The following is a 13,743-nucleotide window of genomic DNA, read 5'->3' on the forward strand; positions in this document are numbered from 1 at the left end:
CAGCCTTTACGAATGAAGATGCTCAGGCGGTCGGATTGCTATCCGTCGCACCGTCACCGGTGCGGAAGCGGCGGGGATTGCCGTCACCACGGGTGTTGTTGGATAGCTGCGCCACCCAAGGGTAACGCTCGGCCATTTCCGCCGTATAGCCGATGTTGAAGACGGTCGGGCTCTTAGGAACCATATTGGCCCTCGAGTAATAGGTCTTGCCCAGGCGATCCCAAAGGAAATTGGTGATGCCGAAATTGCCCTGCTCGTTGTGGAAGTGATGCCACATGTGGAGCTGTTTCAGGCGCTTCATGAACGCCGTCTTCGGGCTGGTATTGAGGTGCTGCACGCAGTGGCAGAATTCATAGAAGCAGGTGGTCAGTAGCCCGGTTGCAAAGGCCATAGCAGCCGCGGGTAGACCACCGACGGCATAGCCGATCGGCATGGTAACGAGCGCAATAGTCGGCAGCGTTGTGTAGAGCGCGCCGAACAGGACGACGAGATTGTGCGGGTCCTGGTGGTGATCGAAATGGATGCGCTTCCACACCTTGGCCGTCAGCGGCGATTTGTAGAGGAACTGACTGTGCAAGACCCAGCGGTGCAGCACGTACCAGACCAACGGATAGACCAGGACGGACAAACCAACGGCGATCGCCAACGGCGCCCAGCCGGCGTACCAGCGATAGACAAAATAGAGGCTGACCGCCGCAAGGCCAAAGTAAGCGTGGACCGACGGATAGGTGGCGAATGCCGCAAAGAGATCGGCGAGCGACATGCGCGATAGATTATGGGTCCGGTCTTTCCAGAAGCCGAAACGAAGCATGGCGGCGGACTCGCTAGCTGATGTTGTCTAGATTGAAACTTCGCCGGTAATCTAGTCGGATCAACATTTTAGGGCAAGCATGGGATCGATCGGCGCATTTATGTGGGCTTGGAAACGGCCGGGCGGAACGTCATCAGAATCCAGATCGTGCGCAGCCCATGGTAAGCACAGGTAAGGGCCTGCCAAAGAACGATGAAATAGAAGGCCTCAATTCCCCAACCAAGGGCATAACAGACTGTAAACAATGGGAGATTTATGTTTCTGCGCGAGATGAAGGTGCGCACGAATGCATCCATCGGCGCATGCGTGTGCAAGCCACGTTTATACTTTGCGCGGTAAACCGCCAAAATCAACCGATCGAGGATGTAGAGCCCGAGCATCCAGAGGGCCGCATGCCACAGAGGCGAAGCGGGATCCATTGCAGCCCATCCCCCCAACAGCCCGATGGCCCAGCCAAAATACCAGAAGGGCGGGTGGACGATATCGAGGCCATGGTCCAGGACGTTGCCGATGGCCGAATCCGTAAAGGTGAGGCGAGCAAGCTTCCCATCGACGGAGTCCAGCACACTCATGCCATAGGCGCAGGCAAAGCCCCACCAGAAATGGCCGGTCGCAAAGAGTGGCACTGCCAGCACGGTGAGAATGATGCTGACGATCGTCACCGCATTGGGATGTACCCGCGCCCGCGCCAGGGGCGGGACCATCATCCAGACCAAAGGCGGGTAGACGTATTTCGTGAAGAAGTCGGTCGAGCCTTTGTAGTTTGACCAGAAAAGGAACTTTTCGACGCTCTTTCGTTCTGCTGGGCCTGTAACTGAGAAGAGATAGTAGGGCAGTGAACGACGCAGCTTGGCAACGAAGGCCGGGAACTCATCCTGGCTGACTTCGGCAAGATGGCCGGTAGCGGCATCAAGTGTCGGTGCCGGCAGGACGGCGGCAGCGTCCACCGGTTCGATGCGGCCAATCGCGCCCTTGTTGGCGCGGATGGCACAACTGCCCTTGCGATCGGCGAGGTAGCGATAGAGGCGCGCGTCCGCGAGGCTGGCCGCATCGGTGACCAGAAGGACTTCGCCGGCTTCAAGTGCACGTTTCAATCTTGTGCCGCAGTCGCCGTCGCCGGACACGATTCTCACAGGACAATGCAGCCGCGGTTCCGATGTCCAGGTCGGCGCGGATCCGGCACCGATATCGATGATGACTTCGCTGAGATCTAGCTTCTGATGGCGGGCGGCCTTCAGATGGCGTTCGATCATATCGATGCCAAAGACCCGCTCGGCGCTGAAGCGCCCGGCGTCGATCCACAGCTTCATGGCTCAATAGCCTTCTTGCTTGATCAGCCAGGCGCCGCCGATGGCAGCAAAGAGCAGGATCGGAAGCCAAGCGGCAAGGAACGGTGGAACAGCGCCGGACTCACCCAGGGAGAGGACCAAACCATCCGTCAGGAAGTAGAGGAATCCGAGCCCGAAGCCGACCGTCATGCCCATGGCTAGCCCACGCTCGCGCCGGTGCAGTGAGTGAGCCACCGGTGCTGCAAGCAGGATCATCAGAATTGAGCTCACGGGCAAGGCGATGCGCTTCTGCAGCCAGGTTTCGTAGAAATAGGTGGGTCTCACGCCGACCTGGGTCGAGGAGATAAAGCCCCAGATTTTGCCAAGCGTCATGGCCTGGGGCTTTTCAACCAGGTCCGAAAACTCGGCCGGCGTCAGGCGCGACTTCCAATCCCATCTTTCACTGTGCAGGGTCTGAGCGGCTCCATCGGGTGGAACGACGGTAGTCCAGACATTTATAAGACGCCAAGTCTCTTCCGCCGCATCGTAATGGGCGTCGTCGGCAAAGATCTGTCTGACGATCTTGCCCTCAGCGTCGCGCTCATAAATGCGCAAATGACTGAGCACCATGCCATCCTGGCCAACCGCGCCAGCTTCGATGACGGAATTGCCTTCCTGTACGAAAAGCGGTTCGTCCTTTGCCTCATTTTTCGATTTGTTGCGCTCGGCGGTCAGGTCGCGTGCGATCAGGGTTTGAATCGATACCGGTACAATTCGGTCGGCAAGGAAAAAATGGAGAACCGCGACGATACCGACCGCGGGGAGGAAGGCCCACAGCACGGTGAAATAGGGAGCCCCGGCCGCCTTATAGGCCATGATCTCGTTGTTGCGTTCCATTTTGCCGAGCGTCACCAGCGCACCCATGAGGACGGCGAATGGAACAAGAAACGACGTAATTTCAGGTAGCCTCAGAGCGGCGTATTCAAATACGGCGCTGATCCGGCCCATGTGGTCATTCAGAATATCGGCACTGTTGTTGAGCAGGTCAAAGAGTTGCAGCAAGGCGGTGAACCCGATCAGCAGCAGCAGGAACTGCCAAAGGAAGTTCTTCAGCACGTAGCGCGAAAAAGTGTTCATTCCGCGATCTCCTGCGTGCGACGAGACAGGGCACGTCGGGTGCGCTTCCAGAGCCAGTCAGTGCTGTCCGAAATCGATTCAAAGACATGAGCCAGCGGATCGGCACCGGGGCGTGAATTGGCGAGGTAGAAGAGCCAGATGCTGATGCTGCCGAATACGGCAAAAGGGACCCACAAAGCCATGACAGGTCCCAGGATACCGGCTCCTACCGCGTCACGCCCGAATTGGAGGATCTGAAAGTAGGCCACCAGGAACAGGATGCCTACCAACATGCGCATGCCCTTTGACGTGCGACGGGAGGAGACACCGATCGGCATGGCGAGAAGGGGCAGGAAAATGATCGAAATGGTACGTACAAGGCGGCTGTTCAATTCAGCCTTAACATCGTCGATGTGTAGAGCCGGCGGTGTATTGAAGAGCGCTTGCACCAACTCGATGAAATCAAGTTCGCTTTCCCGCTCGCCGCGATTGCGGAACGGTTCGGGCGCTATCGTATCCATCGGCAGTTCGATTTCGGTGAACTCGACCGCCTTGGCATCCGTGGTCCCGGGCATGGCCTCGGTTCGCACGCCATTGTGCAAGGTCAGGACCAAGGACAAATCCGAATTGCGCTCGAGCTGCCCGCTCTCAGCTGTCGTGACAATGTCCTGTCCGTTGTCATCAATCTCTTTGACGAAGATTTTTGAGAGACGACTGCCACCTTCGGAGATGTCGCCGATGAGGATCGTCTTGCCGCCAAAGCCCGTGAAAAAGGCGCCGCGTTCAATTGCAGAATCCCAGGCGGTTTCGACAACGAGGTGCACCAGCGCACGATAGGCAAAGCGGGTATATGGCTGCAGGAAGCCGATGAGATAGGCGCTGGCGATGACCAGCACGACCGACAATGCCAGGATCGGCATCATGAGGCGACGCAATGACAAGCCGCTCGCCCGCATGGCGTCGAGTTCGCTGTCCGAAGAGAGGCGCATGCTGGCATAGAGCACACCGACGAAAAGCGCCGCCGGGACGGCAATGCCAAGATAATGCGGCACCAGATTCGCGAGCATCTTGAGGACGATATTCATCGGCCCGCCGCGATTGGCGAAGAGGTCCAGCAATCTGATGAGGCGCTCTAACAGCAACGCTGCCATAGCGATGCCAACCGTCGCAAGCAACGGCAGGGCCACGCGCTTCAGGATATAGAGGTCTATACGGAGGAATTTCATGAAACGATGAGTGCCTCAAGCCAACGCACGGCGCGGGTGAACATCATGCGGCCGCTCCGGCGACCGAGACATTTTTTGATACTATCAGGGGAATCGTAAGCGCCATACTGCCTTGCGGCACGAAAGCATCCTGGGTTGTGTTGAGACCGCGGATATCGACCTCCACCCGCCATGAATCGGCACTACGGCTGATTCGATAGAGGTGATAGCGGGATGGGTCCTTGTGGCCAGCGGCCACGGCCGATGCAGAAGGGACGCTGATAACAGGAATCGGTCCCTGAGGTGTCTGGATGCGTGCCAGACCCGACACATGGGTGTGGCCATGGAGAACGAGCTCGGCCCCGGCGTCTGCCAGAACCTCCTGGAAGTCCTGAGCGTCGAGCAGAGATTTCCGCTTATAGGCACCACCGCCGAATGGCGGATGGTGAATCAGAACGACACGAAACAGGCCGTCACGGCCCAGGTAACGCAATTGGTCGCGTAGCCGGCAGAGTTGTTCAGCCCCCAGGCGCCCAGCGGCGATGAAGGGCGGCATAGGAACGGCGGTCGATGTGCCCACAAGCGCTATGGAGCCGACGCGACGGACGAAGGGAAAGTCAGCCCCATTTTGAGGCAGCGTTTCCGGGCCGCCGGGAGCACGGGAGCCAAGCATATAGGGCGCCCAGCAAGCCAGAGAATCAGCCCACGGCATCGCAACATAGGCGTCATGGTTGCCAGGGATGATGGTGACATTGTCCGGCGTGCCGACAGTCTCCAGCCAGCGCGCTGCGGCTTTGAATTCGGCCGGCAGCGAGATGTTAACCAGGTCTCCCGTCACGGTGATGTGGTCCGGAGACTGAGCTTTCAGATCTTCGACCAGTAGTTTGAGGACCGCTGGCTTGTGAATTTTGACCCGGTTTCGGGTCCAGGAAAATAAACCTGACGCCCGCTTGTTGGCCAAATCCTGCCAGCTGGCGGCGGGCAGGGGGCCAAGATGCGGGTCGCTGAAATGCGCCAGGGTAAAGCCAGTCACGCGTCGTTCCTTGCAATGGGTGCCGTCATGGACGATCCGCCGCTCGGGGGGTGCTTTATCTGGGCCGATTATCTCGTTCGGTCAAGCTTCTAACACCTTTTGTCACCCACTGCCGATTTGGCTAGACGGGATAGCCCAATCGGCGCTAACAAAGCCCGTCACAGCCGCCGGTGCGATTAAAATAGCATGGTAATTCAATCGGATAGAGGATCTGAGGCGATCTTCGTCCACGAGTCGGGCGAGATCGTCTGGGGGCTGTCGCCGCGCCAGCGTTTGGAGCGTGCCTTGCGGCGCGCAGATACCGGCGTGGACCTGGGGCGCTTGGTCTTCCGGGCCGATTCCATTTTCGATGAGGCGCTTGTAAAGGCGCTGCTGCTACAGCCGGGAAAAGTGTTGCTCGACGGCGCCGGCCGACCGGTCGCTGCGCATTGCGTCAGCCTGCAGGAAACGGCGACCGTCCGTGCCGCGATCGAGCGGGGCGATATGACCGGTATGCCTACAGATCTCGTGCCGGTCGACGCCGCCGGTCTCGCCAGCAACTACAACAAGGCCCTCCGTCGTAAAGGTGCGCCCTATCTTTTCGCTGTCGGCCAGTTGCCGACGCCCGAGATCGAACGGCGCATGTATATGGAATCATATAAGGGTGTCACCGACGTCGTCACGAAGCATGTCTGGCCGATACCGGCCCTCCATGTCACGCGCTTCTGTGCCCAGAACAGGATTTCACCCAATATGGTGACCCTGATCAGCTTCATTTGCGTCCTCCTTGCGACCTGGGCGTTTGCGGTTGGGGCGTTTGGACTGGGGCTGATTGCCGCCTGGGCGATGTGTTTTCTCGACACGGTCGATGGCAAGCTTGCGCGCGTGACGCTGACGTCGAGCAAATGGGGCAATGTGTTCGACCATGGCACGGATCTGGTGCATCCGCCCTTCTGGTACTGGGCGTGGTATGCGGGCCTCGGCGGGGCAGCTGCCGTCGCGCCGTGGACCTTTTGGGTGATCATCGCCGGATACATACTCGGCCGTGGTCAGGAGGGGCTTTTCATCTGGCAGTTCGGCATCGAGATGCATATCTGGCGGCCGCTGGATTCAGCCTTCCGGCAAATCACGGCGCGGCGCAATCCCAACCTCATCATCCTCAGCATCGCCGTACTGCTGGGTGCGCCGGCTTTCGGCTTTGAACTCGTTGCCTGGTGGACGATCATCTCCTTTGCTTTCCATTGCTTTCGCATCGCCCAGGCATTCGTCGCGCGTGCACAGGGTGTTCGCCTGCAATCCTGGCTCACCGAGGTCGCCTGAGCATGGTGCGGATCGGCGTCATCAGCAATGCGCACAGTAAGCGCAATAAGATTTCGATGCGCGAGATCCACCATCTGCTGGCCGAACATCCGCATGTAAAGCACCGGTCCTTCAATCACATCAGCGAGTTGCCCAATTGCCTCGCGGAGATGGCGGCGGCGGGCATCACGCATCTGGCCGTCAGCGGTGGTGATGGCACCGTGCTGGCGGTCGTTTCTGCATTGCTCAACAACAGCCCCTTTGCCACGCCGCCTTGTCTCAGCCTCCTTTCCGCCGGCATGACCAATGTCATTGCTCACGAAGTCGGCCAGCCGGGTCTTCCTGCAAATGGCCTTAAGCGCCTAGTGATGCGCGTGGAGGCGGGTGAGCCGGGTGAAGTGCTGGAGCGGCCAGTGCTGTCGGTGGATTTTGGAGATGGCCGTGCTATCGAGCGTGGTTTTCTCATCGGCGGAATTGGCTTCTATCAGGGCACGCAGCTGGTACGGCGCGACATTCATAGCCTTGGGGCAAAGCAGATATTTGCCGCAAAGCTCGGTATCGCCTGGTCGATCATCAAGATCCTTGTGTTCGGCCCCGGACGGCGTTCCGGTTTTCATGGCGAGACCATCGGTCTGACCGTTGACGGGGTATCCGAACAGCGCGATTGCTTCATCTTTTTGGGATCGACGCTCAATTCGGTCCTGCCTGGCGTCGCCCCCTTCTGGGGTGAGGGGCCGGGCCGATTGCAGCTTACGACAATTGATTCACCGCCCCGCCGCCTTGCCTCCGCAGCCCTATCCGTCCTTCGCGGTAAACCGAAGTCTTGGATGCACAGCGCCGGCTACGTCAGTCGTCGCATCGAAAAACTTGAGCTTGATATCCGGTCGCCGGTGATGATTGATGGTGAGTGCTTCCAGCCGCCGGCCAGCGGACGTATCGTCGTCACGGCCGGACCGGTGATGCAATTCCACCGCTTCTAGCAGGGGAGATTTCGCGGGACATGGCGCCGGACGTGCTTGCCGCCTTGATCGCCGCGGAACTCCACGTTCCGGTGGGACCGGCCGCACGCGCGATGGCGGAATTTTGCCATACGCGGCATGGCGATGCCGCCGTTGCAGTTCTCTTTTATGGTTCCTGCCTGCGTCAGCCCGACCAGACCCTGGCGGACGCCCTGCTCGATTTTTATGTCATCGTCGACGACTATAAGCATGCCTATGACGGGAACCTCCTGGCGTGGGCCAATGCGATGCTCCCGCCCAATGTGTTCTACGTGGAACTGCCTTGGCAGGGCGTGCAACTGCGCGCCAAATATGCAGTCATTTCGTTGCGGCAATTCGCCGAAGGCTGTGCCCCGATGGCGCGGAATGTCTCGATCTGGGCGCGCTTTTGCCAGCCGACCCGGCTCATCTGGTGCCGTGATGACACGACTGACAAGGCGCTGACGGCTGCCTTGGCGCAGGCCTGCCGCACGATGTTCGCAAATGCCCTGCCGTTGTGCGAAGGGGTTGATGCCGCCGACCCGTTGGCGGTCTGGCGAGCGGGGTTCCGGGCAACCTACGCTGCCGAACTGCGGTCGGAATCCACTGAGCGCGCAGTTTCGATTGTCGCCGCAGATGAAGCCCGGTATCGCGCTATTGGCGTAGCCATGCTCAAGGAAATGCAGGGAGTGGTATCGTCGCGGGAGACCGCGCTGCGCAATTGGCAAAAACGACGCCGTCTTGGCAAGGCACTCAACTATTTGCGGCTGGTGAAGGCTGCCTTCACCTTTGACGGCGCTGTGGATTATGTGATGTGGAAAGTCCGGCGGCATTCCGGGGTTGTCATTCCCGTGAGTGATTGGCAACGCCGCCATCCGCTGCTGGCGGCGCCGACGTTGGCGTGGAAGCTCTATCGGCGCGGAGCGTTCAGATAGCGGCACAAGAGTCGCAATTGGGAAGCGCAATGGGGAGGGAAGCATGGCGAGTGGTGCTGGTCTCTATTTTCTGGCCATGGCACGCAACAATGCGTGGGCCAATCACCGCCTGCTGAAGGCGTGCGCACGATTAAGTGCCGATGAATTTGCAGCAAAGCGAACCAGCTTCTTTCCGTCGATCATGGAGACCTGCAACCACATCCTTGTCATCGACTGGTTTTATGTCGACGCGATGGAAGGCGGCACACTGGGGCCGAAAGCCTGGGAGAACGAAGTGCCGTTCCCGGATTTTGCCGGGCTTCGTGCCGCTCAGACCGCCGTCGACCTGCGTCTGATCAAATACTGTGACAGCCTTGATGATGCGAAGTTGGCGTTGCCAGTCAACGTGCACAGGGCAAAGCACATTCAGGTCGATCGCGCCGACCGGCTCCTTCTGCACGTTTTTGAGCATCAGATCCATCATCGCGGCCAGGTACATGCGATGCTGGCCGGGACGAATGTGCCGCCACCGCAGCTCGACGAATTTTTCTCCGAAGGAGACGCCAGGTTTCATGCCGAGGATTTTGCCGAACTCGGTTGGCGCGAGGAAGATGTCTGGCACGGCCTTGAACGGCGCTAAAAACAAAAGGGCCGATGCTTTCGCATCGGCCCTGTGAGACAGGTCTTAGGTTACCTACTCGAGAAACTTATTCAGCGGCCACTGCATGTGCCGGCGATTTCAGCAGGCCAAGGTCGCGACCGATATTGGTCAGGATCGCGACGACCTGTTCCAACTGCTCCGTGCTGTGCGCAGCCGAAACCGAGCAGCGGAGCAAGGCGGTACCCGACGGCGTCGCCGGCGGCAGGGCCAGATTAACATAGACCCCGTTGAGCAACAGCGCGCGCCAGGCGCGGGCAGCCAATGCCGGATCGGTGAGATGGATGGCTACCACCGGACCCTTCTGCTTGCCGACCGTGAAGCCGGCGTTCTGGGCGCCGTGATAAAGCGTGTCGACGTTCTGCCACAGCTTGTCCATCAGGCCCGGGTTCGCGCGGAGCTTGGCGAGCGCCATGCGCACCGAAGCGATTGTCGCGGGCGGCAGGGACGCCGTGAACATATAGGGGCGGCAGGCAACGCGCAGGACGTCGAAATCGTCCATGTTCGAGACCAGGAAGCCACCGACGGCGCCCATGCTCTTCGAAAAAGTGCCGGTAATGAAATCGACATCTTCCAGCACGCCGTCATGCTCGACGACACCCTGGCCTGTCTTGCCCATGACGCCCATCGAATGGGCCTCGTCGACCAGGATATAAGCGTTGTGCTTCTTGGTGACGGCAACGAATTCCTTGAGCGGAGCGTGGTCACCGAGCATCGAATAGATGCCCTCGACGACGACGATCTTGTTGCCAGGCTGATCGGCCAGACGCGCGAGACGCTTGTCGAGATCGGCCGGATCGTTGTGCTTGAAACGGATTACGGTGGCCGAACCGAGCTTGCAGGCATCGTAGATGCTGGCATGGCTGTCGGCGTCGATGATCAGGAAATCGTCCGGACCCGCGAGGGTCGAGATGGCGCCGAGATTGGCCTGATAGCCGGTCGTGAAGACCATGCAATGCTTCTTGCCGTAGAAATCGGCAAGATCGCCTTCGAGCGCTTTGTGGTCGTTGTAGGAGCCGTTGGCGATGCGTGAGCCGGTGGTGCCGGTGCCGCTCGTCTCAAGCGCCTTCTTGGCAGCTTCGATGCAATCGGCGTCGAAGGTGAAGCCCAGATAGTTGTTGGAACCGCAAAGGATGGTACGGCGGCCCTCGATCATCGCCTCGGTGGAGGACACGATCTTGTCCATCTTCACACCGAACGGATCGGCGCCGCAGGTTTTCACCGCGGCATGCAGCTCGCGCTGCGCCTTGAAGCGATCCATCAATCCCATCTTACGCCCCCTTCTTCGAATCGATCACGGTCTGGGCAAGCTGTCCGACCGTGGCAATCTCCGGCACCATGTTGAGCGGGATGGAGACGTCGAATTTGTCTTCAAGCTCCATCAGCAGATCCATGACTGCCAGCGAATCCATGTTGAGGTCACGAGCGATATCCGTTGCCGCGGTGATCTCGATGTCTGACTTCTTGAACGGCACCAGTGCGGTGGCGATCTCCGCCACGACATTGTCCAAATTGAAACTGGGAATCTGCGCTGCACTCGCCGTCACGATGCCGGACCAATCTGTTCTAATTGTCGAATCTGTTAACTTTGGGAACCCCTTAGGCCGGAAAGCGACTCACGCCGACCGTCCTGCTGAGGTTGTCGTAAATTTTGCTGCTAAAGTTAAATGACGAATTGTTACCGAATGTAACAAGTCATCGATTCCAACCGCTTAAGGCAGGAATCTAACCTCACAAAAGAGCCTCGGCGCGGTACCAGCGAAGGGTATCGGCAAATCCGTCAGCAAGACTGAAACGCGGCCGCCAGGGTGCCAATTCCGACAACCGCGGCCCACGGGCGACCCAGTCGGCATGGTAAAGTTCCGCCACTTTCTGCCACGACAGGACTTGGGCGTGGCCGGTCAGGGCGGAAACGATGCTCATGCCCCAGGCAATCGGCTCCATCATGGGGCGAGGCAGGCGGACGGCTTGTGGGTGCTTTCCGAAACAGTGGCCCAGGGTCTCGACGATTTCCATCCAGTCGTGACCGCCGGGATGCTCATCATCGAGTTCCACGATCCGCTGGGACCAGATGGGCATTTGAAGGGTAGAGACAATCGCCGTCGCCAGATCCGCCACATGAATTGTCGAAACGCGGGCTCCCGGACTGGCGGGATAGGCCAAGAACCCTAATTTGGCTGCTTTGAACAAAGGCAGCAGTTCGTGGTCATGAGGGCCGTAAACTGCCGGCGGCCTCAGAGCAATCCAATCCCGGGCCCCGGCTAGCGCCGCAAGTTTGGCTTCGGCCGCCTGTTTGCTGGCGGCATAGGGGGACAACTGCGGCTCACGTGCCGCCAAGGAGGAAATCTGCAAAAAGCGGGCGGTCGGCGCTATCCGGGCCGCTACTTCCAGCAGTTGAGCCGTGCCGCCCTCATTAACGCGGAAGAATTCGAGCGGGGTGAGGGCACGGACCAGACCGGCACTATGGACGATGGCATCGCAGCCGCCGAGCAGGCGCTGAAGGCTTGCTGCATCGTCAAGATCGCCCAGGACAACTTCCAGACAGTGATCCGGCATCAATGCCGCCTGGGGCATGCGCCGTACTAGAACCCGAACCCGCCAGCCGGCCGCAGCCAAACTGCGCGCCGCCGCAGCCCCGACAAAGCCGGTGGCGCCGGTCAGCGCGACAATGCCGGACATCAGCCCTGAACCTGATCAGGCACTGATGCCGAGATCGGCATCGGCATAGACGCCCTGAAGGAAGTTGGCCTTGGCCTTGGCACGCGAGAGTTTACCGGATGACGTCTGCGGCAGGCCCTTTGGCGGCACCAGTTCAATACGCGCCTCGACGCCCATCGAACGTTGCAAAAGGCCGGCAATATCCTGTTTCAATTTGGTGCGGGCGGCGAGATCGCTCGTGCGGCACTGAACCAGCACAACCACCTGCTCCTGCTCATCATCGCCGACGATCGAGAAGGCGGCGGCGTCGCCCCGACGCAGGTCTGGCAGAGTCTCCGCTGTCCATTCCAGATCCTGCGGCCAAATGTTACGGCCGTTGATAATGATGAGGTCCTTGGCGCGGCCGGTGATGACGATCTCGCCATCCTGGAGGTAGCCGAGATCCCCTGTATCCAGCCATCCATCCGGGCTCAAGGCTTCCGCGGTCAGTTCCGGCTGGCGAAAATAGCCGGTCATGACGCTGGGACCCTTGAAGAAAATACGGCCAATCCGGCGTTCCGGCAGCGGATTGCCTGCTTCGTCCCGTATTTCGAAGGCATGGCCTGGGAGAGCGGGACCGCAGGCGACTAGGCTGCGCGCGGCCTTACCCGCAGGCGCCGGCGTCGCCAACTGATTCTCGAGATCGGCCCGGTCGACATGATCGACGCGATATTCCGTTTCGAGCGGCGCGAAGCTCATCGCAAGGGTCGTTTCTGCCATCCCGTAGCTGGGTACGAAGGCCTTATGCTGGAAGCCGAAACGCGCGAAGGTCTCGCTGAACCGGCGCAAAATGGTGTCCTGCACCATGTCGCCGCCGATGCCGGCGCCGCGCCAGCTGGAAAGATCGCCGGCAAAGTCCGTATCGCTCCGCATGCGCTTGACGCAGAGCTCATAGCCGAAGGTCGGGGAGTAGGCGAGCGTGCCGCGATTCTCGGAGATAAGCTTCAGCCAGGTAAGCGGGCGGCGGGCAAAATCACGGGTCGCGATGTAGTCGACCGACACCTGTCCGGTCGCCGGCACCAGCAGGAACCCCACCAAGCCCATATCGTGGTAGAAGGGCAACCAGGATGCACAGCGATCAATCTCCATGATCGCCAGGCCATGATGCGTGATGGCGTACGCATTGGCCATCAGCACGCGCTGGTGGATTTCGATGCCTTTGGGAAATCGCGTCGAACCCGAAGAAAACTGCAGATAGCTTGGTTCATTGGCGGCAAATGGCCTTGCCTCAGCCTTGTCCGCTGGCAGGGCCATGAAGTCGGCAAGAGTCCCTACCATGCGCAAATGCGGCAGGCCGGCGGCGGCTTCGTTCAGAAAGCCCATGAGGGCTTCGGGTCCGATGGCGAGGCTGGCTTCGCAGCCCGACAATTGCTGCCGCAACTGGCTGATATAGGCATCGCGTCCGCCAAGGCTGGTCGGCACGGCCACGGGGACCGGCAACAGACCCGCATATTGCGTCGCAAAGAAGGCGGTCACGAAATCGGCATCTGTATCCGCGATCAGAACGACGCGGGACCCACGTTCCAGCCCCATACCGGCGAATCGCTGGGCCAAGTCGCGGGCCCGGTCCCGCAACTCGGCATAGGTGAGTACAGTGGCGAGATCACCCTTGGCCGTGTAGAAATTGAGCCCGGTTGCGCCGCCAGCAGCATAATCCAGCGCCTCCCACAGCGTCTCGAAGGTGCTGCGGCGATGTTTCAGGCTGGAATTGGTGGTGGCGGTTGGTTTCAAGGTCATATCGTCTGGGCTGTTCTTTTAGGCTCTGCTGAGATTAAATCTATGTATC

At 59.7% G+C, this 13,743-nt stretch carries 13 protein-coding genes; 4 read left to right on the forward strand and 9 right to left on the reverse strand.

From position 1 onward, the window contains the following. Window positions 1-22: 22 nt before the first annotated feature. The 5 genes from ACE3OA_RS17900 to ACE3OA_RS17920 form a co-directional block, all read right to left on the reverse strand. Window positions 23-811 carry a sterol desaturase family protein gene (locus ACE3OA_RS17900; protein ID WP_374313251.1) on the reverse strand — a complete coding sequence of 263 codons (789 nt, stop codon included), beginning with the start codon at window positions 809-811 and terminating at the stop codon, window positions 23-25. Between the two features lie 98 nt (window positions 812-909). Then, window positions 910-2,121 (reverse strand): CDP-alcohol phosphatidyltransferase family protein, encoded by a 1,212-nt coding sequence (locus ACE3OA_RS17905; RefSeq protein ID WP_374313254.1) that lies wholly within the window; start codon window positions 2,119-2,121, stop codon window positions 910-912. Window positions 2,122-2,124: 3 nt separating this feature from the next. Continuing rightward, window positions 2,125-3,216, reverse strand: coding sequence for an LPS export ABC transporter permease LptG (gene lptG / locus ACE3OA_RS17910; RefSeq protein WP_374313256.1), 1,092 nt, complete (start codon window positions 3,214-3,216; stop codon window positions 2,125-2,127). After that, complete coding sequence (gene lptF / locus ACE3OA_RS17915; RefSeq protein ID WP_374313258.1) at window positions 3,213-4,421, reverse strand: LPS export ABC transporter permease LptF; 1,209 nt, start codon at window positions 4,419-4,421, stop codon at window positions 3,213-3,215. Before lptF ends, lptG begins: the two co-directional genes overlap by 4 nt. 43 nt (window positions 4,422-4,464) lie before the next feature. Continuing rightward, window positions 4,465-5,433, reverse strand: a complete 969-nt coding sequence (locus tag ACE3OA_RS17920; RefSeq protein ID WP_374313260.1) for a metallophosphoesterase — start codon at window positions 5,431-5,433, stop codon at window positions 4,465-4,467. 186 nt (window positions 5,434-5,619) lie between these two features. Between ACE3OA_RS17920 and ACE3OA_RS17925 the strand changes: the two genes are divergently transcribed. From ACE3OA_RS17925 to ACE3OA_RS17940, 4 genes are read left to right on the forward strand one after another with little or no spacing between them, the layout of a single operon-like run. Further along, a complete protein-coding gene (locus tag ACE3OA_RS17925; RefSeq protein ID WP_374313262.1) occupies window positions 5,620-6,732 on the forward strand; it encodes a CDP-alcohol phosphatidyltransferase family protein in 1,113 nt (370 codons plus the stop codon). Further along, entirely contained in the window at window positions 6,627-7,691 is a 1,065-nt protein-coding gene (locus ACE3OA_RS17930; protein ID WP_374313264.1) for a diacylglycerol kinase family protein, read from the forward strand. The genes ACE3OA_RS17925 and ACE3OA_RS17930 overlap by 106 nt, the downstream gene beginning before the upstream one ends. 20 nt (window positions 7,692-7,711) lie before the next feature. Beyond that, on the forward strand, window positions 7,712-8,623 hold the full coding sequence (locus tag ACE3OA_RS17935) for a hypothetical protein (RefSeq protein ID WP_374313267.1): 912 nt from the start codon (window positions 7,712-7,714) through the stop codon (window positions 8,621-8,623). Window positions 8,624-8,666: 43 nt separating this feature from the next. Then, entirely contained in the window at window positions 8,667-9,242 is a 576-nt protein-coding gene (locus ACE3OA_RS17940; RefSeq protein WP_374313269.1) for a DinB family protein, read from the forward strand. A gap of 67 nt (window positions 9,243-9,309) precedes the next feature. Here the strand turns inward: ACE3OA_RS17940 and ACE3OA_RS17945 are convergent, their stop codons facing one another. From ACE3OA_RS17945 to ACE3OA_RS17960, 4 genes are all read right to left on the reverse strand, one after another. Next, complete coding sequence (locus ACE3OA_RS17945) at window positions 9,310-10,530, reverse strand: aminotransferase class I/II-fold pyridoxal phosphate-dependent enzyme (RefSeq protein WP_374313271.1); 1,221 nt, start codon at window positions 10,528-10,530, stop codon at window positions 9,310-9,312. 1 nt (window position 10,531) lies between these two features. Further along, window positions 10,532-10,807, reverse strand: a complete 276-nt coding sequence (locus ACE3OA_RS17950; RefSeq protein ID WP_374313273.1) for an acyl carrier protein — start codon at window positions 10,805-10,807, stop codon at window positions 10,532-10,534. 184 nt (window positions 10,808-10,991) lie between these two features. After that, on the reverse strand, window positions 10,992-11,939 hold the full coding sequence (locus tag ACE3OA_RS17955; RefSeq protein WP_374313275.1) for an NAD-dependent epimerase/dehydratase family protein: 948 nt from the start codon (window positions 11,937-11,939) through the stop codon (window positions 10,992-10,994). Window positions 11,940-11,954: 15 nt separating this feature from the next. Further along, a complete protein-coding gene (locus tag ACE3OA_RS17960; RefSeq protein ID WP_374313277.1) occupies window positions 11,955-13,694 on the reverse strand; it encodes a fatty acyl-AMP ligase in 1,740 nt (579 codons plus the stop codon). Between the last annotated feature and the right edge of the window lie 49 nt (window positions 13,695-13,743).

This window comes from Dongia sp. (assembly GCF_041906375.1).
Classification (GTDB): Bacteria; Pseudomonadota; Alphaproteobacteria; order Dongiales; family Dongiaceae; genus Dongia.

Excerpts from the sequence above, each read along its gene's own strand:
- ACE3OA_RS17905 (WP_374313254.1), bottom strand. The coding sequence starts at position 2,121 with ATGAAGCTGTGGATCGACGCCGGGCGCTTCAGCGCCGAGCGGGTCTTT.
- ACE3OA_RS17925 (WP_374313262.1), top strand. The coding sequence starts at position 5,620 with ATGGTAATTCAATCGGATAGAGGATCTGAGGCGATCTTCGTCCACGAG.
- lptG (WP_374313256.1), bottom strand. The coding sequence starts at position 3,216 with ATGAACACTTTTTCGCGCTACGTGCTGAAGAACTTCCTTTGGCAGTTC.
- ACE3OA_RS17960 (WP_374313277.1), bottom strand. The coding sequence starts at position 13,694 with ATGACCTTGAAACCAACCGCCACCACCAATTCCAGCCTGAAACATCGC.
- ACE3OA_RS17955 (WP_374313275.1), bottom strand. The coding sequence starts at position 11,939 with ATGTCCGGCATTGTCGCGCTGACCGGCGCCACCGGCTTTGTCGGGGCT.
- ACE3OA_RS17945 (WP_374313271.1), bottom strand. The coding sequence starts at position 10,530 with ATGGGATTGATGGATCGCTTCAAGGCGCAGCGCGAGCTGCATGCCGCG.
- ACE3OA_RS17940 (WP_374313269.1), top strand. The coding sequence starts at position 8,667 with ATGGCGAGTGGTGCTGGTCTCTATTTTCTGGCCATGGCACGCAACAAT.
- ACE3OA_RS17935 (WP_374313267.1), top strand. The coding sequence starts at position 7,712 with ATGGCGCCGGACGTGCTTGCCGCCTTGATCGCCGCGGAACTCCACGTT.
- ACE3OA_RS17900 (WP_374313251.1), bottom strand. The coding sequence starts at position 811 with ATGCTTCGTTTCGGCTTCTGGAAAGACCGGACCCATAATCTATCGCGC.
- lptF (WP_374313258.1), bottom strand. The coding sequence starts at position 4,421 with ATGAAATTCCTCCGTATAGACCTCTATATCCTGAAGCGCGTGGCCCTG.